Origin of the sequence: Pseudomonas sp. URMO17WK12:I9 (assembly GCF_900230165.1) — a bacterium.
GTDB classification, from domain to species: domain Bacteria; phylum Pseudomonadota; class Gammaproteobacteria; order Pseudomonadales; family Pseudomonadaceae; genus Aquipseudomonas; species Aquipseudomonas fulva.
Genome location: NZ_OCMQ01000003.1, coordinates 476,190 through 502,083, shown reverse-complemented (window position 1 = coordinate 502,083; position 25,894 = coordinate 476,190). Strand labels below are relative to the sequence as shown.

The window sequence follows — 25,894 nt, the reverse complement described above, 5'->3', positions numbered from 1 at the left end:
GGCGGGTTTGGGCTAATGTTGCGCCCCCCGTTCCGAGTACCCCCGATGCCGCGCCCTGCCTGGTCCCTTTTCGCCTACCAATTGATCGAGCCCGACGAACAGCTTGACCTGTTCGCCTGCCAGGAAAGTCGCGTTCACCTGGTCGCGCGGCAGCTCGAACTCGGCGTGCCGGTAGACAGAACATTGTGCGGGGGTTTATTGCCCGCGCACCCTCGCTGGTCCGGCGTACCACGCACCATCTATCGCGATACCCGACTGTGCGAGCTGTGCCGTGCCATTCTGGACGCGCAACGGCGGGGCATGCGGCCGATCTGGCCCCAGCTGCAGGCAGTCTAGGCGCGCACCTTTCATCATCTGTAACCGTGTCGGGCTCCGGGTGCCTCCCGCTGCTTGGGGCGGGGGTGTACAATCATGGCTTTCGTCCCACCTTCCAAAGGATTTACCGGATGTTGCCGCGCTTTCCCGCCGTCACTCGTAGCCTGTCCCTGGCCGCCTTGCTGGTAGCGGGGCCCACTGTCGCACTGGAGTTGCCACTGCCGCCACCTGGGGACGACATCGTCGGTCAGGTGCATGTGATCAAGGCCAAGTACGAGGATACATTCGCCGATATCGGTACGGCCAATGATCTGGGCTATCTGGAGATGATCGCCGCCAACCCGGGCGTCGATCCCTGGCTGCCTGGCGCCGGCACCGAAATCATCTTGCCCACGCGCTACATCCTGCCACCGGGCCCTCGCGAAGGTATCGTCATCAACCTTGCCGAATACCGCTTGTATTATTACCCCAAGGGCGAGAATGTCGTGCACACCTTCCCGCTGGGGATCGGTCGCGAAGGCTGGGGTTCGCCAATTGCCAATACCAAGATCATCGCCAAGACGCCAAACCCCACCTGGACGCCGCCGGCGTCGATTCGGGCCGAACATGCGGCCGATGGCGACATCTTGCCTGCCGTGGTTCCGGCCGGCCCGGACAACCCGCTCGGGCCCTTCAAGTTCACCCTGGGCGTACCAGGTTATCTGATCCACGGCTCAAACAAGAAATTCGGGATTGGCATGCGTACCAGCCATGGCTGCTTCCGCATGCTCAACAACAATGTGCTGGAACTGTCGGGCATGGTGCCAGTGGGTACGCCGGTTCGCATCATCAACGAACCGTACAAGTTCGGGTTGAGCGGGGGCAAGGTATACCTCGAAGCCCATACGCCGCTGGATGATCAGGGCAATCCGTCGGTGGTCGACAAGCATACGGCGGTCATCAACGCGTTGCTCAAGCGCGAAGACCTGGCCAATAACCTGCGCATGAACTGGGACATGGTTCGCGATGTCGTGGCTGCTGAAGACGGTATGCCGGTGGAGATTGCCGTGCCCGTCGACAATCAGGGCGCCACACCCATGGTCTCGACGCTTCCAGAGGAGATGCAGTAACCCGCTGTGCGAACGGCGTTGCCAAGGCGCACCAGGCGTCTTGGGCGGCGCATCGCGCCAACGTGCGATTTCGAAACCAAAAAAAAGCCGACCCCCAAGGGGGTCGGCTTGATAACAGCCCCGAAGGACTATTATTTGCGGCTGGCTTTGTCCAGCATGCGCAGTGCGCGCTCATTGGCTTCGTCAGCGGTCTGCTGAGCTTTCTGAGCGGCTGCCAGTGCGTCGTCAGCCTTGCGGTAGGCTTCATCGGCACGAGCTTGTGCGCGGGCTGCTGCGTCTTCGGTTGCAGTCAGGCGAGCTTCGGTTTCTTTGGAGACGCTGCTGCAACCGGTAGCCAGAACTGCGGCCAGAGCCAGAGCAGAGAATTTCAGAACGTTGTTCATCGTGTTCCCCTTCAAGGACTTTCTATTAATGAGCCATCTCTCAGAAAAGAGAAACTGGCCGGCGTACATAGTACCCATTACTTGTAGTAAGTAAACTGACTGAACGCAAGAACTGCAAAAAAAAACAGTGCGCAGTGTCTGCGCCCACACTGGCCAGTGGCTCCCAGCCCCGAGGCAGCGGTGCAACACGACACTAACGGCAACTTTCGTGTTGAACTAAGGGTGACTTCTACTGTCTTTGTGCGTCTTAGTCGTACATCATTTGTCGGCAAAGCTAACGTCACACTTAACAGCGTAAGCGGTTGGTAGCTTGCATTCATTCAAAGCGCTTCACTTGAGCAATCCACGGGTATGCGCCTAGTATGTGGGTTTACAGAAAGCCCGAACGAACGCAGACGTCCAGCGGTCCAACGCGCAACAGATGATGCATGTGCCAAGTGTGCCGGGTATTGACCATCGATCAGGCTAAGGGTCTGCCGGAAAGGCCCGCAAGGAGTAGTGATGAGCGAAGCGCTGACCATCCACCATGACCAGGCGGGTCATCAGTTCGAGACCAACGTGGACGGTCATCGTGCCTACCTCACCTACATGGACTTGGGTAAGCAGACGCTGGACATCTACCGCACGTTCGTACCCAACGCCTTGCGTGGACGTGGGATCGCCGCTGCCCTGACCGAGCGCGCGCTGCAGTATGCCGAGCAGATGGGCTACACGGTGATACCCTCGTGCTCGTACGTGGAACGTTACATGGAGCGTCAGCAGCGTCACGCCAGCAAGGTGTGACCACTGCTTCGGGCAACGGGGCCTGGATGGCCCCTTGAGGTCTCAGGCGCGATTGCGCTGAGGCAGTACGTCCTTCAACTTCGTGCGCATGCTGCGCAACGTCTTCTCAGTCGCTGACCAGTCGATGCAGGCGTCCGTCACGGAGACGCCGTACTGCAACTGCGACAAGTCCTTGGGAATGGACTGGCAGCCCCAGTTCAGATGGCTCTCGACCATCAACCCGATAATCGATTGGTTGCCCTCCAGAATCTGGTTCGCTACGTTTTCCATCACCAGCGGTTGCAATGCCGGATCCTTGTTGGAGTTGGCATGGCTGCAGTCGACCATGATGTTGGCCTTGATCTTGGCCTTGGCCAGGTCCTGTTCGCACAGGGCGACACTGACCGAGTCGTAATTGGGTTTACCGTTGCCGCCGCGAAGCACGACATGCCCGTAGGGGTTGCCCTTGGTGGTCACGATGGAAACGCCACCTTCCTGGTTGATCCCAAGGAACCTGTGCGGCTTGGACACCGACTGCAGGGCGTTGATGGCGACGGTCAAGCCACCGTCGGTACCGTTCTTGAAGCCGACAGCCGACGACAGGCCAGAGGCCATTTCGCGATGGGTCTGCGACTCGGTGGTACGTGCACCGATGGCTGACCAGCTGATCAGGTCCTGCAGGTACTGAGGGGAAATCGGGTCCAGTGCCTCAGTGGCTGTGGGTAGCCCCATTTCGGCGAGGTCGAGCAGCAGCTTGCGACCGATGTGCAAGCCATCCTGAATCTTGAAGGAGTCGTCCAGATAGGGGTCGTTGATCAGGCCTTTCCAGCCCACAGTGGTACGCGGCTTCTCGAAATACACACGCATGACCAGGTACAACGTGTCCGACACTTCTTCGGCCAGGGCCTTAAGGCGCTCTGCGTACTCATGCGCGGCCTTGATGTCGTGGATGGAGCAAGGGCCGACCACGACGAACAGGCGGTGATCCTTGCCATCGAGAATATTGCGCACCACGTCACGGCCAGCAGTCACGGTCTGCAGGGCCTGGGCGCTAAGGGGAATTTCCTTCTTGAGCTGGTCGGGGGTGATCAGCGTCTCGTTGGATGCAACGTTCAAGTCATCGATCGGTAAATCAGCCATCGTGTTACTCGTCAGGTCACGGGTGCCGGCCGCCAGCTATCCCCGTGCGGCCCAGCAGCAAGAATAATCGCAGCGGGGAGCCGAACCTTAGCGCGTTAGCGTTTGCGCCACAATGGGCATTGCCCCGCGCAGACGGGGTTTTTCCGGGCGGCGGGGTGGACAGCGAACATTGACCTGCGCGAAGGTGCTTGACCGGTGTGAAAACAGCCTGACATGAGAAGGAGAACCGCATGCGCGCGCGCAACCCCCGGATTGGCATCATCGGCAGTGGCGCCATAGGCGGCTTTTACGGGCTGTTGCTGGCAAAGGCCGGCTTCAATGTGCACTTTTTGCTCAGAAGCGAGTACGAAGCGGTCCGTCAGCATGGGCTGACCGTACACAGTGCTGTCCATGGGCAGCTGCATGGCAACGTGAATTGCTACGCCGACGCCGCGCAAATGCCGCCGTGCGATTGGCTATTGATAGGTGCCAAAGCCACTGGCAACCCTCAACTGGCACCGCTGATCGTGCAGGCCGCTGCACCGGATGCGAACGTGGTCCTGCTGCAGAACGGACTGGATGTCGAAGCGCAACTGCGCCCGTTGCTTCGTGCTGACATGCACTTGCTTGGCGGGTTGTGCTTCGTCTGCGCCGACCGCCAGGCGCCCGGCGTGATTCGCCATCAGGCGTTAGGCACCGTGAACCTGGGTTACCACAGCGGCCCCAGTAGCGATGGCGGACGCCGCCTGGTGGAGCAGGGGGTTTCATTGTTCCAGGCTGCGGGGGTGAATGCCGTCGGCATGCCTGATCTGGCTGGCGCACGGTGGCAGAAGCTGGTCTGGAACGTCCCATTCAACGGCTTGTCAGTGCTGCTCGATGCCAGCACGGCCCAGCTGCTGGGCGACAGCCATGCTCGCACGCTGGTGCAAGCCTTGATGGAGGAGGTGATAGGGGGCGCCGCCACTTGTGGTCATGCCATGCCCGCAGGCTACGCCCAGCAGCTGCTGAGCATGACCGAGCGCATGCCGGATTACTGGCCCAGCATGTACCACGACCATGTTCACCATCGGCCGCTCGAAATAGAAGCCATCTATGCAGCACCTCTGGCCCGCGTCCAGGCGGCAGGTTGCCATTTGCCCCGCATGGAGATGTTGTACCAGTCGCTGACGTACCTCGGTAAACGCAGTGAAGGGACCATGCGCTAGGCGCAGTCATGCATCAGCCTTGGCAAGCGAGGCGCTGATGCGCTGCTAAGCTCAAGCTTGCCCTGCCGCCATGGCAGTCGAGGAGGTCGAATGATCCGCTCTCTGCTGTACGCCACAGACCTCGGCGTCTATGCGCCATTCGTGATGCAGCATGCGCTTGCGTTGGCGCGCACATTCGGTGCCGAGTTGTACGTGATTCATGCGGTCGAACCGATGGGCCAGTTTGCTGAATCCCTCCTGCAAAGTTACCTGGATGAACACACCCTTGATCAGCTGCACAGCCAGGGCGTAGGCACGGTAATGGCCAACATCGAGCAGCGTGTACTGGAAAATTTTCGAGAAGAGCTGGGGGAGCAAGCCGATCTGGCAGTGCTCAAGGCGGTACGCGTACGCCAGGGCGACCCTGCGCAAGTGATCCTGGATCAGGCGCAGCGTCTGAGCGTCGACTTGCTTGTCTTCGGCAGCCACAGCGCCGGGGCCGGCGTGGACGTGCCCTTGGGTAGGACCGCGGTCAGACTGCTACAGCTTTCGCCGGTGCCGGTCTACATGGTCCCTTTGGCACAGCATTTAGGTCGTAGGAAGGCCTGAATTACGCTGTAGGCATATTCCAAGCTGTGTAACAAAATAGTTCTAGATTTATTGCGATTACCACTAATATAGTTATATATCGTCGCTGCCCGCTGCCGCTGACCCATGCTGAACTGAGGGAAACCTATGAAGCTTCAACAACTGCGCTACATCTGGGAAGTAGCGCACCATGACCTCAACGTCTCCGCGACAGCGCAAAGCCTGTATACCTCGCAGCCGGGGATCAGCAAGCAGATTCGCCTGCTCGAAGACGAACTGGGCGTCGAGGTATTTGCTCGCAGCGGCAAGCATCTGACGCGTGTCACCCCGGCTGGAGAGCGCATCATCAACACCGCTGGCGAGATCCTGCGCAAGGTCGAAAGTATCAAGCAGATCGCCCAGGAGTTCTCCAACGAGAAGAAGGGCACGCTCTCCATCGCCACTACTCATACCCAGGCTCGCTACGCCTTGCCTCCGGTGATCAGTGGCTTCATCAAGCAGTACCCGGAAGTGTCCCTGCACATGCATCAGGGCTCCCCGATGCAGATCGCCGAGATGGCCGCCGACGGTACGGTGGATTTCGCCATCGCCACAGAAGCGCTCGAGCTGTTCGGCGACCTGATCATGATGCCGTGCTACAAGTGGAACCGTTGCGTGGTAGTTCCACAGGGCCACCCATTGGCGAAGCTGCCCAAGCTGACCCTTGAAGCGGTGGCCGAGTACCCCATCGTTACCTATGTGTTCGGCTTTACCGGGCGCTCCAAGCTGGATGAAGCCTTCAGCAACCGTGGCTTGACGCCCAAGGTGGTGTTCACGGCGGCGGACGCGGACGTGATCAAGACGTATGTCCGTCTCGGTCTGGGCGTGGGTATCGTTGCGGGCATGGCGGTCGACGCCAAGCTGGACGGTGATCTGGTGGCCCTGGACGCCAGCGAACTGTTCGAGGCCAGTATCACCAAGATCGGCTTCCGGCGTGGCACGTTCCTGCGTGGGTTCATGTGCGACTTCATCGAGAAGTTTGCGCCGCACCTGACCCGTGAAGTGATGGCCAAGGCCATTCAGTGTCACAACAAGCAGGAGCTTGAGGCCCTGTTCGAAGGTGTCGAGCTACCGGTGCACTGATGCTTGGATGCCAGGGCCGTCAAGCGGCCCTTTTTACTGATGCCGCCCGCGTTTCAAGCCTTGGTAATCAGATTGCCGGCGTGCAAGCCGCATTCCTTCTGGGTCGATTCCTCCCACCACCAGCGACCTTCGCGCTCGTGCTGATTGGGTAGCACAGGGCGCGTGCAGGGCTCGCAACCGATGCTGATGAAACCGCGCTCATGCAGGCTGTTGTAGGGCAGCTCAAGCATGCGGATATAGCCCCATACTTCTTCGCTGGTCATCTGCGCGAGGGGGTTGAACTTGTAGAGCGTGCGCTCCGGGGTGGAGAAGCCTGTGTCGACCTCAAGGGCTGCCACCTGGCTGCGCGTCCCTGGGCTCTGGTCACGGCGCTGCCCCGTCGCCCAGGCGCTGACGGTCGCAAGCTTGCGGCGCAGGGGCTCGATCTTGCGTATGCCGCAGCACTCGCCGTGACCGTCACGGTAGAAGCTGAACAGGCCTTTGTCTTTGACGAAAGGGTCGAGCTTGCTGCGGTCGGGGCTCAGGATTTCGATGGGCAAGTTATAATGCTCGCGCACCTGCTCGATGAAGCGATAGGTCTCTGGATGCAACCGTCCGGTGTCGAGGCTGAAGACCTTGACCTGCTTGTTCAGCTTCCAGGCCATGTCCACCAGCACCACATCTTCGGCACCACTGAAGGAGATCCACAGGTCGTCGCCGAAATGCTCAAAGGCGAGCTTTAGAATGTCCTGTGGGGATTTGTCCGCGTAAGCCGCTGCCAGGGCAGCGACGTCGAAAGGTTGGCTCATCAGGCGGTTTCCATCTTGGCTGTGGCGCTGGGCGCTCGTAGTGAGGCAATGGTAACAAAAAACCTACCCTGGTTGCGGGCGCGCCGAGGTGCGTCCAGCGGTTGACGGGGTAAAACCGCCTTAGATCGCCTGCAAGGTCTGCATCAGCACCCGCACCTTGGCAATCGACTCCTCGTACTCGGCCTGCCATTCAGAGTCGGCCACCACGGCGCCACCGCCCCAGCAACTGACCTGGCCGTCCTTGATCAACAGGCTGCGGATGGCGATAGAACTGTCCATCTCGCCGCGGACATCGACATACAGCAGCGATCCGCAGTAGAGCGCTCTGCGAGTGGGTTCAAGCTCATCAATGATTTGCATCGCGCGGATCTTGGGCGCGCCGGTGATCGAGCCACCAGGGAAGCTGTCGCCGATCAGGTCCAGTGCGTCCTTGTCAGCCGCCAGCGTCCCCGCCACGCTGCTGACCAGGTGGTGCACATTGGGGTAGGTTTCCAGGCTGAACAACTCAGGCACTTTGACAGAGCCAATCTCGCACGTACGGCCCAGGTCATTGCGCAACAAGTCCACGATCATCAGGTTTTCCGACCGGTCCTTGGGGCTTTGCCGTAGCTGCTCGGCATTGCGCGCGTCCTCGGCAGCATCCAGGCCCCGCGCACGGGTGCCCTTGATCGGACGGGTTTCCACATGCCCCTTGCTGACGCGGATGAAACGCTCAGGCGAGAAGCTCAACAAGGCGCTGCCATCTGCCAATTGCTGGAACCCGGAAAACGGTGTTGGGCACGCCTGGCGAAGCGCTTGATAAGCTCGCCAGGGATCGCCTTGGCAAGCAGCGCGAAACCGTTGGGTCAGGTTGATCTGGTAGCAGTCACCTGCCTGGATGTAGCGTTGAACCTGCTCGAAGGCTGCATGGTACTGCTCGGGCGCAAGGTCCCCGGTCATCGGCGCGAGCAGCTTGAAAGCCCCATTGGCCGTAGGCTCGCATTCCTCGAACAGGTGCACCAGTCGCTCACGCTCTTCACTGCCCAGGCTTGGATGGAACACCAGTTGGCTAGTACGGGTCGCGTGATCGGTCGCCAGCGCCCACGCGTACACGCCCAGTTGGGCATCCGGCAGGCCGAGGTCGTCCACCGCTTGGGTCGGCAGGTGTTCAAGCCGACGACCAAAATCGTAGCTCAGGTAACCGATCAACCCACCGGCAAACGGCAGCTCGCTCTCTGGTGGCAGCTGTGCAGGTCCCAAGGCAGCCAGCGCATCGCGCAACCGTTGCAGGAAGGCGCGCCCCGGTTCGTCCGCCAGCACCTGCAGGTGCTGCACGGGCCACGCGCTTATCAGGTCGAAGCGGCCGCGCTCTGCGCCGGGGCGAGCGCTGTCGAGCAAAATGGCACCCGGCGCATCACGCAGGCAGGAAAAGTAGGCAGCCGGGTCGGGCTGGTAGGGCAGGGCGTACAACGTACAGGTCGGCATCAGTAGGGACGGCGATGTAAAAGCGAGGACGGCGATTGTAGTCCGGCGCAGGCATTGCGCCTAGCGTCAGGGCGACATTCGCCATCTTCATCTTGCCGGGGCTGGTGGTCAGCCCCCTTCTCAGTGGCCGGGCCTGTGGCCGAATAGCCCTTGGGCCACGCGCACGCGTTGCTCGGCGTCTTCGGTCACACCCTCTTTGGCCAGTGCCTCAAGGTGCGCCTCGATCGCATGGGTGCGTTGCGTCAGGCCGCAATCGTTGGCGATCTGGATGTTCAGCCCTGGACGCGCGTTGAGCTCGAGGATCAGTGGGCCTTTCTCCTGATCCAGCACCATGTCCACGCCAATGTAGCCCAGGCCGCACAGCTCATAGCAGCCGGCTGCCAGCTTCATGAACCCGTCCCAGGTCGGCAGCTGCACGCCGTCCACTGCGTTGGTGGTATCGGGGTGCTTGCTGATGATGTTGTTCAGCCAGGTACCTCGCAGCGTCACACCCGTGGCCAGGTCCACGCCTACGCCGATGGCGCCTTGGTGCAGGTTGGCCTTGCCGCCGGACTGGCGCGTGGGCAAGCGCAGCATGGCCATGACCGGGTAGCCCATCAGGACGATGATGCGGATGTCCGGCACGCCTTCATAGCTGATGCTCTTGAAGATCTGGTCCGGGGTGACCCTGTACTCGATCAGGGCGCGGTCGCGATGGCCGCCGAGCGAGTAAAGCCCGGTGAGGATGCTGGAAATCTGGTGCTCGATTTCTTCATGGCTGATGATCTTGCCGGACACCGTCCGATAGCGGTCTTCGAAACGGTCGGCGATGACCATGATGCCATCACCCCCGGCACCCTGAGCTGGCTTGATCACGAAGTCGCTGCGCCCGCCGATGATCTCGTCGAGCTTCTCGATCTGCTTTTCAGTCTCGATGACACCGTACATTTCCGGCACGTGGATGCCGGCTGCCAGCGCGCGCTCTTTGGTGATGATCTTGTCGTCGACGATCGGGTACAGGTGGCGCTTGTTGTACTTGAGTACATAGTCTGCATTGCGCCGATTGATACCCATGATGCCCCGGGCCTCCAGGGCTTTCCACGTCTTGATCAGGCCGAACATCAGGCGTCCGCCTTCTTCAGGAATGCCTTGAAGCGGACCAGCTCGGTCAGGCGGTAGCCGCGGTAGCGACCCATTGCCAGCATGAAGCCCACCAGGATCAACAGTACGGCCGGGAAGGTGAACACGAAGTAGACCAGCTCCGGCACCATCATCAGCAAGTGAGCCAGAGACGCGGCGAACAAGGTGCCGATGGCCACTTTCATGGCATGACCGCCGCCGCGTTCTTCCCAGGTGATCGACAGGCGTTCGATGGTCATGGTCAGGATCACCATCGGGAACAGCGCAACCGACAAGCCGCGCTCAAGGCCCAGTTTGTGGCTGAACAGGCTGATGGCGGCGATCAACACCACGACGAATGTCAGCACCACCGAAAGGCGGGGCAGCATCTGCAGCTTCAGGTGTTCGAGGTAGGAGCGCAGCGATAGCCCAAGCGCGGTGATGACGGTGAACAGCACGATCCCGAAGCCCAGCTGTGTTTCGCGGAAGGCCAGGGCGATCAGGACCGGTGTGAAAGTGCCCAGGGTCTGGATGCCGATCAGGTTGCGCAGCACCAGAATCACCAGCACGCCGATGGGGATCATGACCATGATCATGAAGGTCTGCTGGGTCTGCAGTGGCAGCCCGTACAGGGAGTATTCGAGGAAGTCGGCGTCGGTGTTCTCGTCCGTCAGCTTGGCCAGGCGGATGGCGTTCATCTCGCTGTTGTTCATGCTGAAGGTTACGTTGGCCCGCTTGCCGCCATCGACCGTGATCAGGTTGTCATCCCCGGTCCACCACAGCAGCCGATCGTTGGGCAGGCCTTGCTCACCGGTTTCGGGGTTGAAATACAGCCAGTCATTGCCGTTGAAGCTGCGCAACCACAGTTCCGGGGTTTGCGGGGTGTCGGCCACCAGGCGGATCGTGTGCACCTTCTCCATCGGCACGTGAGCGATGGACAGCAGCAGGTCAATGACCTGCGCTTTCTTCATCGGCGAGGTATCGCCTGCCAGCAGCAGCTTGACGTTGTCGTCGTTGAGGTTGTTGACGCGCTTGATGGTTTCGCTGACGAACGTCTCGACATCAGCCGAATGCTGACGAATCGGTGCCATCAAAGCTTCGGCGGCGATTTTCTCAGGGCCTTCTACTGCAAGGCTGTCGCGGAAAGTCGGGCCCTTGACCTTGGCTTTCTCAGTGCTGTAGCGCTTGGTCAGCACCAGCCGGTAGTACAGGGTCTGATTGCCGCTGGCGCGCCGAGCGGACCAGGTGACCTTGCGGTTGCCATCGGCGCGGTTGACGCTCACACCATAGTTGTTGGAGATGAAGCTTTCGTTGAGGCTCACATAATCCCGATTCAGGGGCGGCACGAACATCTGGACCTTTACCGGGTCCTTGGTGCTGGCCACAAATTCGATCTTGGCATCGATGTTCCACAGATCGTCCGTTTCATCCTCGGTCACCGGGATGCCAAGTACGAAGATCTGATAAGCCGTGACCGCTACGCCCAGCAGCACCAGGACGGTGATCAGGACTTTCAGATGGAGGGTAAGAGAGCGCATCGGAATTACTCTGCTTTGGGAGCGTCGGTGGCACAGGCAGGTTTGCCGGCCGCATATTTAAGGCTTGGGTCGACCAGGGCGTCGAAATGCTTCAAGGCCTCCGAGCCGATCAACAATGGGAACTGGAAAGCGCTGCGATCGGTGAGGTTGACTTCGATGGTGCGCGTGGCCTGGCCCATGCAGATGTCCAGCTCGATGACGGGGCGCGCGGTGTAGGCCTTGCCCGATTCGGCGTCGTAGTCGCCAGCCCTGCGCTTGATCTTGCTAACGCGCGCCAGCGGGCGTTCGATGGGATGGGAATGGGCAGCGTCAATGGCCAGATAGAAACGCACCCAGCTTTCACCATTGCGCTTGAAACGCTTGATGTCGCGGGCGCTGAGCGAGGCAGTCTTGGCCCCGGTGTCGAGCTTGGCCGCCACTTCGAGGTCGAGGTCGCCAAGGCGAGCATATTCGTTCAGACCGTACACGGTCTTGCCGGCTGCCTGGCTCAGGGCCGGCAACAGGAGGAGGCTAATCAGCAAAGCAAAGGGTGTCAGTTTCATAGTCCTGGCGCGGTATTGTGCAAGGTTCGGGGTAAGGCGACTGGCAACGGCTGCACAAGCTTCCTCGTTGATCTGCCGGCACCATGCTGGCGGGGCAGACGGGCTATCCATACTCCATCGAAGGCGCGGCATTCTATCACGCCGACGTATTGACGCCAGCGGTGCGCGATCTGACACCCTGATCGGAAGCTAGTTTCTTGGAATGGTTATTGTCGACAATCATGGATAATGTTTTGACCAGTGCATGTGGTTCAGCTAGATTGATGGCAATTATTTAGGCATGGTGTCAACAATATGCAGGTGCTTTCACCCAATGACGCTGCTGGCAACGAGGAATCGGAAACCCTGTCCGAGCATGTGTTCAGGCGGATTCAAGCGGCCATTGTGCGGGGGGACATAGCCCCAGGGAGCAAGATTTCCGAGCCGGAGCTTGCCCGCACCTATGGCATCAGCCGAGGCCCGCTGCGTGAAGCCATTCACCGCCTCGAGGGCCAGCGCCTGCTGGTTCGTGTGCCCCATGTGGGCGCACGTGTGGTTTCACTGAGCCACGCCGAACTCATCGAACTCTATGAAATCCGCGAGTCGCTCGAAGGCATGGCCTGCCGCCTGGCGGCCGAGCGCATGGGCAGGGCCGAGATCGACGAGCTGCGCCAGGTGCTGGAAACCCATGAGCGCGATGCTGCCTTTCAGGCGGGCGTAGGCTATTACCAGCAGGAGGGTGACTACGATTTTCACTATCGCATCATCCAGGGCAGTGGCAACCAGACCTTGGTCAAGATGCTCTGCGGCGAGCTGTACCAACTGGTGCGCATGTACCGTATCCAGTTCTCGGCCACACCCAATCGGCCACGCCAAGCTTTCGCCGAGCACCACCGCATCCTGGACGCGATCGCCGAGGGTGACGGCGAGTTGGCCGAGCTGTTGATGCGCCGTCACATCGCTGCGTCCAAACGCAACATCGAGCGCCATTACCAAGGCGACCACACCCCCAGCACACGAGGTGAAAAATGACCGTCAAGAGCACCCCAGGCCAGCGTTTTCGCGATGCAGTGGCCGCCGAGCGCCCGCTGCAAGTCGTTGGCGCCATCAATGCCAACCACGCCTTGCTGGCCAAGCGTGCCGGCTTCAAGGCCATCTACCTGTCCGGCGGCGGTGTGGCGGCAGGCTCGCTGGGCTTGCCTGACCTGGGCATCAGTAGCCTGGACGACGTGCTGACCGACGTCAGGCGCATCACCGATGTGTGCGACCTGCCATTGCTGGTGGACGTGGACACCGGTTTCGGCGCCTCGGCCTTCAACGTTGCCCGTACCGTGCGCGCCATGAGCAAGTTTGGCGCCGCGGCCATTCACATCGAGGATCAGGTAGGCGCCAAACGTTGTGGCCACCGTCCGAACAAGGAAATCGTCACCCAGCAGGAGATGGTCGATCGTATCAAGGCGGCGGTCGATGCCCGCACCGATGACAGCTTCGTGATCATGGCCCGTACCGATGCGCTGGCGGTCGAGGGGCTCAATGCGGCGCTGGATCGGGCGGCCGCCTGTGTCGAGGCCGGTGCGGACATGATTTTCCCCGAAGCCATCACCGAACTTGCGATGTACAAGACCTTCGCCGACCGGGTCAAGGCTCCCATCCTGGCCAACATCACCGAGTTCGGTGCCACCCCTTTGTACACCACCGAAGAACTGGGCTCGGTCGATGTGTCGCTGGTGCTGTATCCACTGTCGGCGTTCCGTGCCATGAACAAGGCTGCCGAAAACGTCTACGCGGCCCTGCGCCGCGACGGTACGCAGAAGAACGTCATCGATACCATGCAGACACGCATGGAGCTTTACGAGGCCATTGGGTACCACGCTTTCGAGCAGCATCTCGATGCATTGTTTGCACAGAAAAAAGGCTGACCTGCCAGCTGAGCGCGCTGCAGCGCCCAGGTTCAGGGGTAAGTAAGGGTTAGCCAGCCAGCATTCCATAACAAGTTCAAGAAAGGAGAAGCACCATGGCCGAAGCAAAAGTACTCAGCGGCGCAGGCCTGCGCGGTCAGGTTGCCGGGCAGACGGCCCTGTCGACGGTCGGTCAGGCCGGCGCTGGGCTGACCTATCGGGGCTATGATGTCCGTGACCTGGCCGCCCATGCCGAATTCGAGGAGGTGGCTTACCTGTTGTTGTATGGCGAGCTGCCCTGCCAAGCCGAGCTTGCCGACTACAAGCACAAGCTCAAAGGCCTGCGCGACCTGCCGCAGGCGTTGAAAGAAGTACTGGAGCGCATCCCGCGCGACGCTCACCCGATGGACGTGATGCGCACGGGCTGCTCCGTGCTCGGAACCCTCGAGCCCGAGCTCACCTTCGATGCCCAGCGCGACAAGACCGACCGGCTCCTGGCCGTCTTCCCGGCGATCATGTGTTACTGGTACCGCTTCAGCCATCACGGCGTGCGCATCGACTGCGTCAGCGACCAAGACACCTTGGGCGGCCACTTCCTGCAGTTGCTCCATGGCAAGCCGCCCAGCGAGCTGCATGTGAAGGTGATGAACGTATCGCTCATTCTCTACGCCGAGCACGAGTTCAATGCCTCCACTTTCACCGCCCGGGTGTGTGCCTCGACCCTCTCGGACCTGTACTCCTGCGTCACCGCCGCCATCGGCTCGCTGCGCGGCCCGCTGCACGGCGGTGCCAACGAGGCGGCCATGGAGCTGATCGAGCGCTTCCAGAGCCCGCAGCAAGCGTCGACCGAGTTGCTGCACATGCTCGAGCGCAAGGACAAGATCATGGGGTTTGGCCATGCCATCTACAAAGAGTCCGACCCGCGTAACGAGGTGATCAAAGGCTGGTCCAAGCGCCTTGCCGATGAAGTGGGCGACACGGTGCTGTACCCGGTGTCCGAAGCCATCGACAAGACCATGTGGGAGCAGAAGCGCTTGTTCCCCAACGCCGACTTCTACCATGCCTCGGCGTATCACTTCATGGGCATACCGACCAAGCTGTTCACCCCTATTTTCGTCTGCTCGCGGCTTACCGGCTGGGCAGCGCATGTGTTCGAGCAACGTGAGAACAATCGCATCATCCGTCCGAGCGCCGAATACACCGGCGTCGAACAGCGTCAGTTCGTGCCGATCGAGCAGCGCTGATGGGCGCCCACCCCGCGCAGGTCTTGTTGGCCTCGCGGGGTGGCCCAGCATGTCTGCCCGCACGCGCACCCTTGAACGCCATCCGTGACCGAGCCTGATAACGATATGAATACTGCCTACCGCAAAGCCTTGCCAGGCACCGACCTGGATTATTTCGATGCCCGCGCTGCCGTCGAGGCCATCAAACCCGGCGCCTATCAGGGCTTGCCCTATACCTCGCGCGTGCTGGCCGAGAACCTGGTACGCCGCTGCAGCCCCGGTACGCTCCAGGCGTCGTTGGCCCAGCTGATAGAGCGCAAGCGCGACCTGGATTTCCCTTGGTATCCGGCCCGGGTCGTCTGCCATGACATCCTGGGTCAGACCGCGCTGGTCGACCTGGCCGGCTTGCGCGATGCCATCGCCGACAAGGGCGGTGACCCTGCCCAGGTCAACCCGGTGGTGCCCGTACAGCTGATCGTCGATCACTCACTGGCCGTCGAGTGTGGCGGCTATGATCCCCAGGCGTTCGAACGCAACAGGGCCATCGAGGATCGCCGCAACGAAGACCGCTTCCATTTCATCAACTGGACCAAGAAAGCGTTCAAGAACGTCGATGTCATCCCGCCTGGCAACGGCATCATGCACCAGATCAACCTGGAGAAGATGTCGCCCGTGGTACACAACGATCACGGCGTGGCCTACCCGGACACCTGTGTCGGCACCGACAGCCACACCCCTCATGTGGACGCATTGGGCGTGATTGCCATCGGCGTGGGAGGGCTTGAGGCCGAGAACGTCATGCTCGGGCGCGCCTCCTGGATGCGTCTGCCGGAAATCATCGGCGTCCAGCTCACCGGCAAGCTGGCGCCCAACCTGACGGCAACCGACTTGGTATTGGCCCTGACCGAATTTCTGCGCAAGCAGAAGGTGGTCGGCGCCTACCTCGAATTCCATGGAGAAGGCGCCCGTGCTCTGACGCTCGGCGATCGCGCCACCATCTCCAACATGGCTCCAGAATATGGCGCCACGGCGGCCATGTTCGCCATCGATCAACAGACCATCGACTACCTGCGCCTGACGGGCCGCGAGGAACAGCAGGTCGCACTGGTAGAGACCTACGCCAAGGCCACGGGTCTATGGGCCGACAGCTTTGCCGACGCAGTCTACGAGCGCACACTGGACTTCGATCTCTCCAGCGTAGTGCGCACCATGGCGGGCCCCTCAAACCCCCATGCCCGGGTGGCCACCAGCGAGCTGGCCGTCAAGGGGATTGCGGGTGCCTGGGAGCAGGTACCCGGGCAGATGCCGGACGGGGCGGTGATCATTGCAGCCATCACCAGCTGCACCAACACCAGCAACCCGCGCAACGTGATTGCCGCCGGGTTGCTGGCACGCAATGCCAACAGGCTGGGGCTGGCGCGCAAGCCTTGGGTCAAGTCATCGCTTGCTCCTGGATCCAGGGCTGTACAGCTGTACTTGGAAGAGGCGGGCCTGGAGGCGGAGCTCGAAGCGTTGGGCTTCGGCATCGTCGCTTTTGCTTGCACCACCTGCAATGGCATGTCCGGCGCCCTCGACCCGACCATCCAGCAGGAAATCATCGACCGGGACCTGTACACCACCGCGGTGCTGTCTGGTAACCGAAACTTCGATGGCCGTATTCACCCGTATGCCAAACAGGCATTTCTGGCGTCCCCACCCTTGGTCGTGGCCTACGCCATCGCGGGTACGATCCGTTTCGATATCGAGAAGGATGTGCTGGGTGTGGCATCGGATGGGCGGGAAATCCGCCTCAAGGATATCTGGCCCAGCGATGACGAAATCGATGCGATGGTTCGCGCTGCGGTCAAGCCCGAACAGTTCCGCAAGGTCTACATTCCCATGTTCGCCGTGGAGCAGGACCACGGGCCCAAAGTCGCGCCGCTGTACGACTGGCGTCCCATGAGCACCTACATCCGTCGCCCACCCTACTGGGAAGGCGCCTTGGCTGGGGAGCGCACCTTGCGTGGCATGCGCCCACTGGCGTTACTGCCGGACAACATCACCACCGATCACCTGTCGCCCTCTAATGCCATCATGCTCGACAGCGCGGCGGGAGAGTACCTGGCCAAAATGGGCTTGCCTGAAGAAGACTTCAATTCCTATGCCACCCACCGTGGAGATCACCTCACGGCTCAGCGCGCCACCTTCGCCAACCCCAAGCTGTTCAACGAGATGGTGCGCAACGAAGATGGCAGTGTAAGGCAGGGCTCGCTGGCACGCCTTGAGCCCGAAGGCCGAGTCATGCGCATGTGGGAAGCGATCGAGACCTACATGCAGCGCAAGCAGCCGCTGATCATCGTGGCCGGTGCCGATTACGGCCAGGGCTCTTCACGCGACTGGGCTGCCAAAGGGGTTCGTCTGGCAGGCGTGGAGGCCATCGTCGCCGAGGGGTTTGAGCGCATCCACCGCACGAACCTGGTGGGTATGGGCGTCTTGCCCCTCGAATTCATGCCAGGTACAGACCGTAAGGTACTGGGCCTGGATGGCAGCGAAACCTATGACGTGATCGGCACCCGTACACCGCGCGCCACCCTGACCCTGGTGGTTACCCGTCGCAACGGAGAGCGTTTTGACGTACCGGTGACCTGTCGCCTGGATACGGCCGAAGAGGTGTCGATCTACGAAGCGGGCGGTGTGTTGCAACGTTTTGCCCAGGACTTCCTCGAAGCGACCGTTTAACGCGACGTGGCCGCATTGCGGCCCTAGGCGCCCGCGCTGGCTCGGGCCCATCCAAGAGGCTTCAATTAATGGCACATGCACCTCAAATCAAGATTCCGGCCACTTACATCCGTGGCGGCACCAGCAAAGGCGTGTTCTTCCGTTTGCAAGATCTGCCGGAACAAGCGCAAACGCCAGGTCCGGCACGCGATGCCTTGCTGCTGCGGGTAATCGGCAGCCCCGACCCCTATGGCAAGCAGATCGACGGCATGGGCGGGGCAACGTCCAGCACCAGCAAGGTCGTGATCCTGTCCGCCAGCGAGCGGCCTGATCATGATGTGGACTACCTGTTCGGCCAGGTCAGTATCGATAAGCCTTTCGTGGACTGGAGTGGCAATTGCGGCAACCTTTCCGCGGCAGTAGGTGCGTTCGCCATCGGCAGTGGCCTGGTAGACCCCGCGCAGTTAGCCGGCACCGGTGTTGCCACGGTGCGTATCTGGCAGGCCAACATCGGCAAGACCATCGTTGCTCATGTGCCGATGGACAACGGTCAGGTGCAGGAGACCGGCGACTTCGAGCTTGATGGCGTGACGTTCCCGGCCGCCGAAGTGCAGTTGGAGTTTCTTGATCCGGCTGCCGACGACGATGGGGAAGGCGGGGCGATGTTCCCTACCGGTAACCTGGTGGACGATCTGGAGGTGCCAGGGGTTGGCACCTTCAAGGCTACGTTGATCAATGCCGGTATCCCAACGGTGTTTCTCAATGCAGCCGACCTCGGCTACAGCGGTATGGAATTGCAGGATGCCATCAATGGAGATCCGGCTGCCCTGGAGCGGTTCGAGACGATACGGGCCCATGGTGCGCTGCGCATGGGGCTGATCGAGCATCTAGAGCAGGCTGCCGCCCGGCAGCATACCCCCAAGGTGGCATTCTTGGCGCCGGCACATGCCTATCTCGCCTCAAGTGGCAAGCAGGTCAGGGCGGAAGATATCGACTTGCTGGTGCGCGCCATGTCCATGGGCAAGCTGCATCACGCGATGATGGGCACTGCTGCCGTCGCGATCGGCACGGCGGCGGCCATCCCGGGGACACTGGTAAACCTGGCTGCAGGCGGCGGTGAGCGCAGTGCAGTACGCTTCGGGCATCCATCGGGCACCCTGCGGGTTGGTGCAGAAGCACGCCTGATCAATGGGCAGTGGTCGGTGACCAAGGCCATCATGAGTCGTAGCGCTCGCGTGTTGATGGAGGGCTGGGTGCGCGTTCCTGGTGATAACTTCTGACAGGCGTGCTCGCCGCCGCCTGGTCACGTTCACGAAGGCGTCTGCAGGTCTTTAGCAGGTGCCCGACCGTTTGAAATGGCAAAAAAAGCCCCGGCATCACTGCCGGGGCTTTTTCATGCAGCCAGTCGATGGCTGCCTGGCTTACGCCTGGACCACTGGGATCTTGGCGTTGGCGGCCGCTTCGCGGAACTCGGCGATCTGGTCGAAGCTCAGGTAGCGGTAGACGTCGGCAGACATGCTGTCGATGTCCTTGGCGTACTGCATGTACTCTTCGACGGTCGGCAGCTTGCCGATGATCGAAGCCACCGCAGCCAGCTCGGCCGATGCCAGGTACACGTTGGTGGCGTCGCCCAGGCGGTTCGGGAAGTTACGGGTCGAGGTCGACACCACGGTCGAACCGGTCTGGACTCGCGCCTGGTTACCCATGCACAGGGAGCAGCCCGGCATTTCCATCCGCGCACCGGCTTTGCCGTAAATGCCGTAGTAGCCTTCTTCGGTCAGCTGGTGTGCATCCATCTTGGTCGGCGGGGCCAGCCACAGACGGGTCGGAATACCGCCCTTGACCTTTTCCAGCAGCTTGCCAGCGGCGCGGAAGTGGCCAATGTTGGTCATGCACGAGCCGATGAAGACTTCGTCGATCTTCTCACCCTGTACCGAGGACAGCAGGCGAGCATCGTCCGGGTCGTTCGGGGCGCAGAGCACAGGCTCCTTGACGTCGGCCAGGTCGATTTCGATGATTTCGGCGTATTCGGCATCGGCGTCGGCCGACAGCAGTTCAGGGTTGGCCAGCCAGGCTTCCATGGCCTGGGCGCGACGCTCCAGGGTGCGTGCATCGCCGTAGCCTTCGCCGATCATCCAGCGCAGCAGGGTGATGTTGGACTTCAGGTACTCGGCAATGGCTTTTTCCGGCAGCTTGATGGTGCAACCGGCAGCCGAACGTTCAGCCGAAGCGTCCGAGAGCTCGAAGGCCTGCTCGACGGTCAGTTCGTCCAGGCCTTCGATTTCAAGGATGCGACCGGAGAAGGCGTTTTTCTTGCCCTTCTTCTCGACGGTCAGCAGGCCTTGCTGGATGGCGTAGTAAGGGATGGCGTGCACCAGGTCACGCAGGGTGATGCCAGGTTGCAGCTTGCCTTTGAAGCGCACCAGGATCGACTCTGGCATGTCCAGCGGCATGACGCCGGTGGCGGCAGCGAAGGCTACCAGGCCGGAGCCTGCAGGGAAGGAGATGCCGATCGGGAAGCGGGTGTGCGAGTCGCCACCGGTACCCACGGTATCGGGCATCAGCATGCGGTTCAGCCAGCTGTGGATGATGCCGTCCCCTGGGCGCAACGACACGCCGCCACGGGTGCGGATGAAGTCTGGCAGGGTATGGTGGGTGGTGACGTCGATTGGCTTCGGATAGGCCGCAGTGTGGCAGAACGACTGCATCACCAGGTCGGCGGAGAAGCCCAGGCAAGCCAGATCCTTGAGTTCGTCACGGGTCATGGGGCCAGTGGTGTCCTGGGAACCCACGGTGGTCATCTTCGGCTCGCAGTAGGCGCCTGGGCGAACGCCCTGGCCTTCCGGCAGGCCACACGCACGGCCGACCATCTTCTGCGCCAGAGTGAAGCCCTTGCCGGTGTCGGCAGGCTGCTCTTGTTTCTTGAACAGGTCCGATGGGCCCTGGCCAAGCTCGGCACGGGCTTTTTCGGTCAGGCCGCGGCCGACGATCAGAGGGATACGGCCACCGGCACGCACTTCGTCGAGCAGCACTTCGGTCTTGAGCGCGAACGTGGTTACCAGCTCATCGCTTTCGTGACGGCGTACTTCACCTTTGAACGGGTAGACGTCGATCACGTCGCCCATGGCCAGGTCGGTGCAGTCGAACTCGATCGGCAGGGCGCCGGCGTCTTCCATGGTGTTGTAGAAGATCGGGGCGATCTTGGTGCCGAAGCAGAAACCGCCAGCACGCTTGTTTGGCACGTACGGGATATCGTCACCGAAGAACCACAGCACCGAGTTGGTGGCGGATTTACGCGAAGAACCGGTACCCACCACGTCACCCACGTAGGCGACCGGGTAGCCCTTGGCCCTGACTGCTTCGATCTGAGCCAGCGGGCCCACCGAGCCTGGTTGCTGAGGCTCGATGCCGTCGCGGGTCATTTTCAGCATGGCCAGGGCGTGCAGCGGGATGTCAGGGCGCGACCAGGCATCTGGGGCAGGGGACAGGTCGTCGGTGTTGGTTTCGCCAGGCACCTTGAACACGGTCAGGGTGTATTTCTCGGCGATGGCCGGGCGCGAGGTGAACCACTCGCCGGCGGCCCAGGATTCCAGCACGGCCTTGGCATGAGCATTGCCGGCCTTGGCTTTTTCAGCCACGTCATGGAAGGCATCGAACATCAGCAGGGTGTGCTTGAGCTGCTCGGCCGCGACGGCGCCCAGCTCGGCGTCATCCAGCAGCACAACCAGCGTCTCGATGTTGTAGCCGCCCTGCATGGTGCCCAGCAGTTCGGTGGCGTGCTTGCGATCGATCAGCGGCGAAGTGGCTTCGCCCTTGGCGAGAGCCGAAAGGAAAGCAGCCTTGACATAGGCCGCCTCATCGACGCCAGGCGGTACGCGGTTGGTGAGCAGGTCTACGAGGAAGGCTTCTTCGCCGGCCGGCGGGTTTTTCAGCAACTCGACCAGGCCTGCAGTTTGTTCGGCGTTCAGCGGCTGGGGCACGATACCCAGCGCGGCGCGCTCTTCGATGTGTTTGCGGTAGGCTTCAAGCACAGTTATTTCCCTCATCAGTGGCCCCTTTAAGGGGTCCGGGACGCTCATCCAGCATTCCTTGCACCCATGCGCCGTCATGGCTTCTTGGGCCGCCTGGCCAGGGTCGCAAGAAATCCTTGCGGAAGCTGCTTTCAAAGTTTTACGCCTGCAGAACGAGTATCTGATGAGGGCTGGCTCGGGCCTGCGGGGATGCAGGCCCGGACCAACGTCGTTCTGCCGGATCAACTGTGCTCGTGACGCTTTGAAAACAGCTTCCAACGGACATTGTTGCCTTCGAAAAGGCCGGATGATTCTACGGTATAAATCGCTGGAAGGTAAGGCGGCGATGATGACTTTAGCGGGTGACCCTGGTTAGACAAAGGGCTAACATGGCCGCGTACTCCACCTTCAAGCCGTTGTATTTCATGTCCAACAAGTCCATCAAAACGCCCTGCGTCGGCCTGTGTTCCACGGTTTATGGGGACACCGTATGCCGGGGATGCAAGCGTTTCCACCATGAGGTCATCCACTGGAATGGCTACGACGATGCGCAGAAACGCGCGGTTTGGTTACGCCTGGAGCAACTGCTGGTTCAGGTGATGATGGCCAAGCTTGAGGTGTTCGACAAAGGCGTGCTGCGCCAGCAACTGGAGCAGCGTGCCATACGGTATGTCGAGCAGCAGTCCGAGTACTGCTGGGCCTACCAGCTCATTGCCAGGGGCGCGCGCATGATTCGGGATTTGGAGGCCTACGGCATGGCCTTGCTGCCCGAGTTCCGCGACTGGGAACTGCCGCAACTGCGCGATGCGATTGATCGTGAGTTCTTTCTGTTGTCAGAGGCGCATTACCAGCGCTACATCGCGCCATCGTTTCTCAACAGCGCGTTGGAGTAGTCGCCTTCTCCTCTACTTCGCTGTTTGGCCCTCCACTAGCGTCGAGCTTGCGATTCAAGGGGGACCTCGGTCAGTGCCAGCGGGGGTGAACTCAGGTCGATCGATTCGACATTCTTGATGTAGAGCGCTTCCTTCTGCAATGCGCGGCCGGCGTTGCTTAGCGTTTAGCTCACATTGCGACCCAAGAGTGAGCCATCATGACCGACTACATTTATCATCCTGAACTCTCGTTTCTTGCCCGCTGCTGGTGGCAGTTGACCGACGAGCTGATTCAGCCGGATCGATGGTGGGACTACCAGGACAAGCTTGCCCCTATGTGGCTTCACGTCGGCGGGGCCGGTATCCACAACGATCATTGGTATAACTACTGGCGAGCTGAGCCCGAGGGAAAGGGGCCACTGCAACTGGCGCCAGAGGACTACACCAAGGACGGCCACCGGTATGGCGAGCTGTTCTGGTTCGGTGCCTACGTTGCTGCCTCAGGGGAGGATGGGGCGAAGTTGTGCTACGAAATCCGGCCTTACGACAGCGGGTGGCGGCCGTTGAACCGTATCCTCTACAACAATCCCTCTACGGTGTCGGGGTACGTTGCGGTCAAACGCGCGAATGAGCCAAGCGCCGGGCAGCCGCGTCTTTCCAATCCCACCCATTTATGGTCGGTGCAGGCGATGAACTACGCCGGTATCAAGCGCGGTGCGCGAATGTGCAACCTGATTCTGGAGAATGCCCAAGGGCATCGCGTAAGGCGCTATAAAGAAGCAGACGCATCGCTCATCAATACCGTACGCGGCGAGCCTGGCCGGATAGCACTGGAGATTCTCGACTATGGTCATCAGGCTCGCGAGTGGGCTTGGGGAACGGCGCTGGAAAAGGCGCGTGCCAGGTACAGATTTCAGCCTCAATACAGCTTCATTGGACGTGCCTGGTGGCGGCCTGACGGTGAATCAACCGCAGGAGGCCTGGTAACGGCAAGGTTCGACGAAGGCAGCGAGTGGTCTCCCAGAGCTGGGCTAGTGGTCGAGACGAATGATTTCTTTGGGAATCGCTGGAACATCGCCGAATTTCGCACGGCATGCGACCACTTTTGGTTTGCCGCCTACAGCGATGGGAACAGCCATGTCTATGAGCTATGGCCGCTCGACAGTCACGGCAGGCGCCTCGACTTTACCCTAAGAGAGCAGCGCGGTTGGACGACAAGCCTGGCCAAGCGCTGGACCAGCCAGCGAGCGCTCCCGGACTTTCTCTGGAAGCTCGAAGGACTTGATCCCAAAACCTTGGACGAAGGTACATCTGTCCTCAATGTGCAGTTGCAGCACTTGAGCGGCAGACCTGCGACGTTGCTGTGGCCCCAGCATGGCCGTCGGTTGATCACGGGCCAGCAAGGGCAGCACGGTTCGCTAACGATTCATGTGCTGGAGACGGCTGCCCGCTGCTGATCGGGTGGAGTTGGATCGGGGCAGGTTCGCTGCTGGGCCCCCAGGACGCCGGACCAGGCAAGGCGAGGCGTTGTGGGCGTGAGCGTCAGCGCTTGACGAGCCTGCCTACGGGCTCAGTCCCCGCTGTATTCGCAACCACTGGTGCACGTCTCGTGGATACGCACCTTGGACAGTTCTGGCAGCAACGGTTTGACCTGATCCCAGATCCATTTGGCGATGACTTCGCTGGTGGGGTTTTCCAGGCCAGGGATGTCGTTCAAGTAGTTATGGTCGAGCTGCTCGTAGATGGGTTTGAACACCGCCTTAATTTCGGCGAAGTCGCGAATCCAGCCGGTATGCGGATCGAGTGGACCCGTCAGATGAAGGCCGACCTTGAACGAATGCCCATGCAGACGCCCGCATTTATGGCCTTCGGGCACATGGGGAAGGCGGTGGGCGGATTCGAACGTAAATTCTTTGAAGATTTCCACGCAGTCAAACTCTGTCTGAATCAATAATGCGCGCAGTTTACCAGCATGCCCATCACAAGGCTTGCAGTCGTTCATGCAGCCGCCCGGTGGCGACCAATTCCAGAAACTCATCGCCCAGGCGTTGGCTTTCATCGATGGCCTTGTACCAGTAGCGCTTGCGCGCCGGTGCATCGCCCATGAAGCGCTTGAAGTCGTTTCGATCGGGCAGCTTCCCGTGAGGCAGGGTTGCCAGGTAGGCCGGCGAGGGCGCCAGCAGCAGTACGTTCTGCAGGCGCCTGGCATCGCCCTTGCGCCACGGAAGGGCCTTGTCGAACCAGCCAGGGACGACCTTGTCGGTGAAGTGCGGGTAGACCACCAGGTCATCGCCCCCGTAGGGCAGGTCAAGGTGGTAGTCCAGCAGCCCGCCATCGCGGTACATGCCGGAGCCGGCTCCAGGTATGTCCCGTACTCCCTCCATGACCATGGGGATCGAACCCGAGGCAAGCAGGGCATGACGCAGGTTAGCCAGGTCCAGCGGCAGGCAGCGCGTCGGGAAATCCGTCAGGGCATCAAGCGGTGGCTGGCTGCGGCTGTCGTGCAGAATCACGCGCTCGAAATGTCGGGCCAGGCGAGTTCTGCCCAGCAGGTTGCTGGCGATCACCGAGCCAAGGCCCATACCCAGTCGGCCGCGATGATCGTGAGCGAGCTGGCCATGGCTTTTGACGACCAGGATGTTCAACCGGTACGCCGGGTTCGCCAGCACCTGGCCGTCACGACCCTGCAACAGGTCATCGAGCATGCGTTGGCAACTGCGCGTGATCTGGGCCGGGGTGACGCCTTTTGCAAAATCCTGCTCGGTATAGAGCACCCCTAGCCGCCGCAACCCGGCAACCGGGTCGTCAAGGCAGGCGCTTGCAAAGCGCCAGGCGCCAATCGATGCGCCGATCAGCGCGCGCGGGCGAGGGGCCGATGGCAGGAACTGGCCGAACAGCGCCAGGTCCAGGCCCTGAATGCCCAACGGTTTCGGCCCCCCTGCTGCACCTGGGAGCACGCCGACGTCGACAGCCTGCAGCCCGCGCTCTCTGATTTGGCGCAAGGCGCGATAGCCAGCCTTCAGGGTAAGGGCGGGGTACTTGACGTGTATGGCGCTCATGGTGGTCCTCTGCGGCGACGGGCGCAGCATTATAGAGTGATGCAGCAGTTCGAGGCGTGTCCGGGTGTCTGCCGGCTGCGCTATCATGCGGCCAGCTGTTTTCAGGTTGAGTTAAGGACTGCTGGTTAATGTTGATTGCGTAGA

Annotated in this window: 23 protein-coding genes; 13 read left to right on the top strand and 10 right to left on the bottom strand. The window is 61.1% G+C overall.

The features are described from left to right. The first annotated feature begins 45 nt into the window (after positions 1-45). Together CRP40_RS10020 and CRP40_RS10015 are read left to right on the top strand one after the other, a co-directional pair. Positions 46-336 carry a hypothetical protein gene (locus tag CRP40_RS10020; protein ID WP_027914600.1) on the top strand — a complete coding sequence of 97 codons (291 nt, stop codon included), beginning with the start codon at positions 46-48 and terminating at the stop codon, positions 334-336. A 110-nt stretch (positions 337-446) separates the two neighbouring features. Then, a complete protein-coding gene (locus CRP40_RS10015) occupies positions 447-1,424 on the top strand; it encodes a L,D-transpeptidase family protein (protein ID WP_027914601.1) in 978 nt (325 codons plus the stop codon). Between the two features lie 131 nt (positions 1,425-1,555). Here CRP40_RS10015 and oprI read toward each other — a convergent pair whose 3' ends face one another. After that, positions 1,556-1,807 (bottom strand): outer membrane lipoprotei OprI, encoded by a 252-nt coding sequence (oprI, locus tag CRP40_RS10010; RefSeq protein WP_003259780.1) that lies wholly within the window; start codon positions 1,805-1,807, stop codon positions 1,556-1,558. Between the two features lie 501 nt (positions 1,808-2,308). Here oprI and CRP40_RS10005 point away from each other — a divergent pair. Next, entirely contained in the window at positions 2,309-2,590 is a 282-nt protein-coding gene (locus tag CRP40_RS10005; protein ID WP_023536046.1) for a GNAT family N-acetyltransferase, read from the top strand. Between the two features lie 42 nt (positions 2,591-2,632). Here CRP40_RS10005 and CRP40_RS10000 read toward each other — a convergent pair whose 3' ends face one another. Further along, positions 2,633-3,709 (bottom strand): 3-deoxy-7-phosphoheptulonate synthase, encoded by a 1,077-nt coding sequence (locus tag CRP40_RS10000; RefSeq protein ID WP_027914602.1) that lies wholly within the window; start codon positions 3,707-3,709, stop codon positions 2,633-2,635. 230 nt (positions 3,710-3,939) lie between these two features. Here CRP40_RS10000 and CRP40_RS09995 point away from each other — a divergent pair, with 230 nt between their 5' ends. The 3 genes from CRP40_RS09995 (at position 3,940) to cysB (ending at position 6,582) form a co-directional block, all read left to right on the top strand. Continuing rightward, positions 3,940-4,893 carry a putative 2-dehydropantoate 2-reductase gene (locus tag CRP40_RS09995; RefSeq protein WP_027914603.1) on the top strand — a complete coding sequence of 318 codons (954 nt, stop codon included), beginning with the start codon at positions 3,940-3,942 and terminating at the stop codon, positions 4,891-4,893. A gap of 90 nt (positions 4,894-4,983) precedes the next feature. Next, on the top strand, positions 4,984-5,481 hold the full coding sequence (locus tag CRP40_RS09990) for a universal stress protein (protein WP_027914604.1): 498 nt from the start codon (positions 4,984-4,986) through the stop codon (positions 5,479-5,481). A gap of 126 nt (positions 5,482-5,607) precedes the next feature. Further along, positions 5,608-6,582, top strand: a complete 975-nt coding sequence (gene cysB, locus CRP40_RS09985) for an HTH-type transcriptional regulator CysB (RefSeq protein ID WP_023536044.1) — start codon at positions 5,608-5,610, stop codon at positions 6,580-6,582. A 53-nt stretch (positions 6,583-6,635) separates the two neighbouring features. Here the strand turns inward: cysB and CRP40_RS09980 are convergent, their stop codons facing one another. The 5 genes from CRP40_RS09980 to CRP40_RS09960 all read right to left on the bottom strand — a co-directional run bounded on the left by CRP40_RS09980 (position 6,636) and on the right by CRP40_RS09960 (position 12,012). Continuing rightward, positions 6,636-7,370, bottom strand: coding sequence for a phosphoadenylyl-sulfate reductase (locus CRP40_RS09980; protein WP_027914605.1), 735 nt, complete (start codon positions 7,368-7,370; stop codon positions 6,636-6,638). A 120-nt stretch (positions 7,371-7,490) separates the two neighbouring features. Beyond that, a complete protein-coding gene (pabB, locus tag CRP40_RS09975) occupies positions 7,491-8,834 on the bottom strand; it encodes an aminodeoxychorismate synthase component I (protein ID WP_027914606.1) in 1,344 nt (447 codons plus the stop codon). A 120-nt stretch (positions 8,835-8,954) separates the two neighbouring features. Further along, positions 8,955-9,935 carry an alpha-L-glutamate ligase-like protein gene (locus CRP40_RS09970; RefSeq protein ID WP_023536214.1) on the bottom strand — a complete coding sequence of 327 codons (981 nt, stop codon included), beginning with the start codon at positions 9,933-9,935 and terminating at the stop codon, positions 8,955-8,957. Beyond that, positions 9,935-11,470, bottom strand: a complete 1,536-nt coding sequence (locus CRP40_RS09965) for an inactive transglutaminase family protein (protein ID WP_027914607.1) — start codon at positions 11,468-11,470, stop codon at positions 9,935-9,937. The genes CRP40_RS09970 and CRP40_RS09965 overlap by 1 nt, the downstream gene beginning before the upstream one ends. A 5-nt stretch (positions 11,471-11,475) precedes the next feature. Then, positions 11,476-12,012 (bottom strand): ATP-dependent zinc protease, encoded by a 537-nt coding sequence (locus CRP40_RS09960; protein ID WP_027914608.1) that lies wholly within the window; start codon positions 12,010-12,012, stop codon positions 11,476-11,478. A 294-nt stretch (positions 12,013-12,306) separates the two neighbouring features. Here CRP40_RS09960 and CRP40_RS09955 point away from each other — a divergent pair, with 294 nt between their 5' ends. The 5 genes from CRP40_RS09955 (at position 12,307) to prpF (ending at position 19,089) form a co-directional block, all read left to right on the top strand. Further along, complete coding sequence (locus CRP40_RS09955) at positions 12,307-13,023, top strand: GntR family transcriptional regulator (RefSeq protein WP_027914609.1); 717 nt, start codon at positions 12,307-12,309, stop codon at positions 13,021-13,023. Next, positions 13,020-13,910, top strand: a complete 891-nt coding sequence (gene prpB, locus CRP40_RS09950) for a methylisocitrate lyase (protein ID WP_027914610.1) — start codon at positions 13,020-13,022, stop codon at positions 13,908-13,910. Before CRP40_RS09955 ends, prpB begins: the two co-directional genes overlap by 4 nt. A gap of 95 nt (positions 13,911-14,005) precedes the next feature. Further along, positions 14,006-15,133 (top strand): 2-methylcitrate synthase, encoded by a 1,128-nt coding sequence (gene prpC / locus CRP40_RS09945; protein ID WP_027914611.1) that lies wholly within the window; start codon positions 14,006-14,008, stop codon positions 15,131-15,133. A 105-nt stretch (positions 15,134-15,238) separates the two neighbouring features. Next, a complete protein-coding gene (gene acnD, locus CRP40_RS09940) occupies positions 15,239-17,830 on the top strand; it encodes a Fe/S-dependent 2-methylisocitrate dehydratase AcnD (protein WP_027914612.1) in 2,592 nt (863 codons plus the stop codon). A gap of 68 nt (positions 17,831-17,898) precedes the next feature. Next, a complete protein-coding gene (prpF, locus tag CRP40_RS09935) occupies positions 17,899-19,089 on the top strand; it encodes a 2-methylaconitate cis-trans isomerase PrpF (protein ID WP_027914613.1) in 1,191 nt (396 codons plus the stop codon). Between the two features lie 141 nt (positions 19,090-19,230). On the opposite strand, the gene acnB is transcribed toward prpF, so the two are convergent. Continuing rightward, the gene (acnB, locus tag CRP40_RS09930) at positions 19,231-21,840 is read right to left on the bottom strand and encodes a bifunctional aconitate hydratase 2/2-methylisocitrate dehydratase (RefSeq protein ID WP_027914614.1); all 2,610 of its coding nucleotides are present in this window, start codon (positions 21,838-21,840) and stop codon (positions 19,231-19,233) included. Between the two features lie 404 nt (positions 21,841-22,244). Here acnB and CRP40_RS09925 point away from each other — a divergent pair, with 404 nt between their 5' ends. Next, entirely contained in the window at positions 22,245-22,712 is a 468-nt protein-coding gene (locus tag CRP40_RS09925) for a DUF1289 domain-containing protein (RefSeq protein ID WP_023536066.1), read from the top strand. A gap of 197 nt (positions 22,713-22,909) precedes the next feature. Continuing rightward, the gene (locus CRP40_RS09920; RefSeq protein WP_027914616.1) at positions 22,910-24,148 is read left to right on the top strand and encodes a hypothetical protein; all 1,239 of its coding nucleotides are present in this window, start codon (positions 22,910-22,912) and stop codon (positions 24,146-24,148) included. A 113-nt stretch (positions 24,149-24,261) separates the two neighbouring features. Here CRP40_RS09920 and queD read toward each other — a convergent pair whose 3' ends face one another. Both queD and CRP40_RS09910 read right to left on the bottom strand, forming a co-directional pair. After that, a complete protein-coding gene (queD, locus tag CRP40_RS09915) occupies positions 24,262-24,618 on the bottom strand; it encodes a 6-carboxytetrahydropterin synthase QueD (RefSeq protein ID WP_033695042.1) in 357 nt (118 codons plus the stop codon). Positions 24,619-24,670: 52 nt separating this feature from the next. After that, the gene (locus tag CRP40_RS09910) at positions 24,671-25,750 is read right to left on the bottom strand and encodes a patatin-like phospholipase family protein (RefSeq protein WP_027914618.1); all 1,080 of its coding nucleotides are present in this window, start codon (positions 25,748-25,750) and stop codon (positions 24,671-24,673) included. Between the last annotated feature and the right edge of the window lie 144 nt (positions 25,751-25,894).

Coding starts and splice junctions, on each gene's coding strand:
- pabB (WP_027914606.1), bottom strand. CDS start 8,834: ATGCCGACCTGTACGTTGTACGCCCTGCCCTACCAGCCCGACCCGGCT.
- CRP40_RS09970 (WP_023536214.1), bottom strand. CDS start 9,935: ATGTTCGGCCTGATCAAGACGTGGAAAGCCCTGGAGGCCCGGGGCATC.
- CRP40_RS09995 (WP_027914603.1), top strand. CDS start 3,940: ATGCGCGCGCGCAACCCCCGGATTGGCATCATCGGCAGTGGCGCCATA.
- acnD (WP_027914612.1), top strand. CDS start 15,239: ATGAATACTGCCTACCGCAAAGCCTTGCCAGGCACCGACCTGGATTAT.
- CRP40_RS10020 (WP_027914600.1), top strand. CDS start 46: ATGCCGCGCCCTGCCTGGTCCCTTTTCGCCTACCAATTGATCGAGCCC.
- cysB (WP_023536044.1), top strand. CDS start 5,608: ATGAAGCTTCAACAACTGCGCTACATCTGGGAAGTAGCGCACCATGAC.
- CRP40_RS09955 (WP_027914609.1), top strand. CDS start 12,307: ATGCAGGTGCTTTCACCCAATGACGCTGCTGGCAACGAGGAATCGGAA.
- CRP40_RS09980 (WP_027914605.1), bottom strand. CDS start 7,370: ATGAGCCAACCTTTCGACGTCGCTGCCCTGGCAGCGGCTTACGCGGAC.
- CRP40_RS09925 (WP_023536066.1), top strand. CDS start 22,245: ATGTCCAACAAGTCCATCAAAACGCCCTGCGTCGGCCTGTGTTCCACG.
- prpF (WP_027914613.1), top strand. CDS start 17,899: ATGGCACATGCACCTCAAATCAAGATTCCGGCCACTTACATCCGTGGC.
- prpC (WP_027914611.1), top strand. CDS start 14,006: ATGGCCGAAGCAAAAGTACTCAGCGGCGCAGGCCTGCGCGGTCAGGTT.
- CRP40_RS09960 (WP_027914608.1), bottom strand. CDS start 12,012: ATGAAACTGACACCCTTTGCTTTGCTGATTAGCCTCCTCCTGTTGCCG.
- CRP40_RS09965 (WP_027914607.1), bottom strand. CDS start 11,470: ATGCGCTCTCTTACCCTCCATCTGAAAGTCCTGATCACCGTCCTGGTG.
- CRP40_RS09990 (WP_027914604.1), top strand. CDS start 4,984: ATGATCCGCTCTCTGCTGTACGCCACAGACCTCGGCGTCTATGCGCCA.
- CRP40_RS10000 (WP_027914602.1), bottom strand. CDS start 3,709: ATGGCTGATTTACCGATCGATGACTTGAACGTTGCATCCAACGAGACG.
- CRP40_RS09910 (WP_027914618.1), bottom strand. CDS start 25,750: ATGAGCGCCATACACGTCAAGTACCCCGCCCTTACCCTGAAGGCTGGC.
- CRP40_RS10005 (WP_023536046.1), top strand. CDS start 2,309: ATGAGCGAAGCGCTGACCATCCACCATGACCAGGCGGGTCATCAGTTC.
- CRP40_RS09920 (WP_027914616.1), top strand. CDS start 22,910: ATGACCGACTACATTTATCATCCTGAACTCTCGTTTCTTGCCCGCTGC.
- prpB (WP_027914610.1), top strand. CDS start 13,020: ATGACCGTCAAGAGCACCCCAGGCCAGCGTTTTCGCGATGCAGTGGCC.
- CRP40_RS10015 (WP_027914601.1), top strand. CDS start 447: ATGTTGCCGCGCTTTCCCGCCGTCACTCGTAGCCTGTCCCTGGCCGCC.
- oprI (WP_003259780.1), bottom strand. CDS start 1,807: ATGAACAACGTTCTGAAATTCTCTGCTCTGGCTCTGGCCGCAGTTCTG.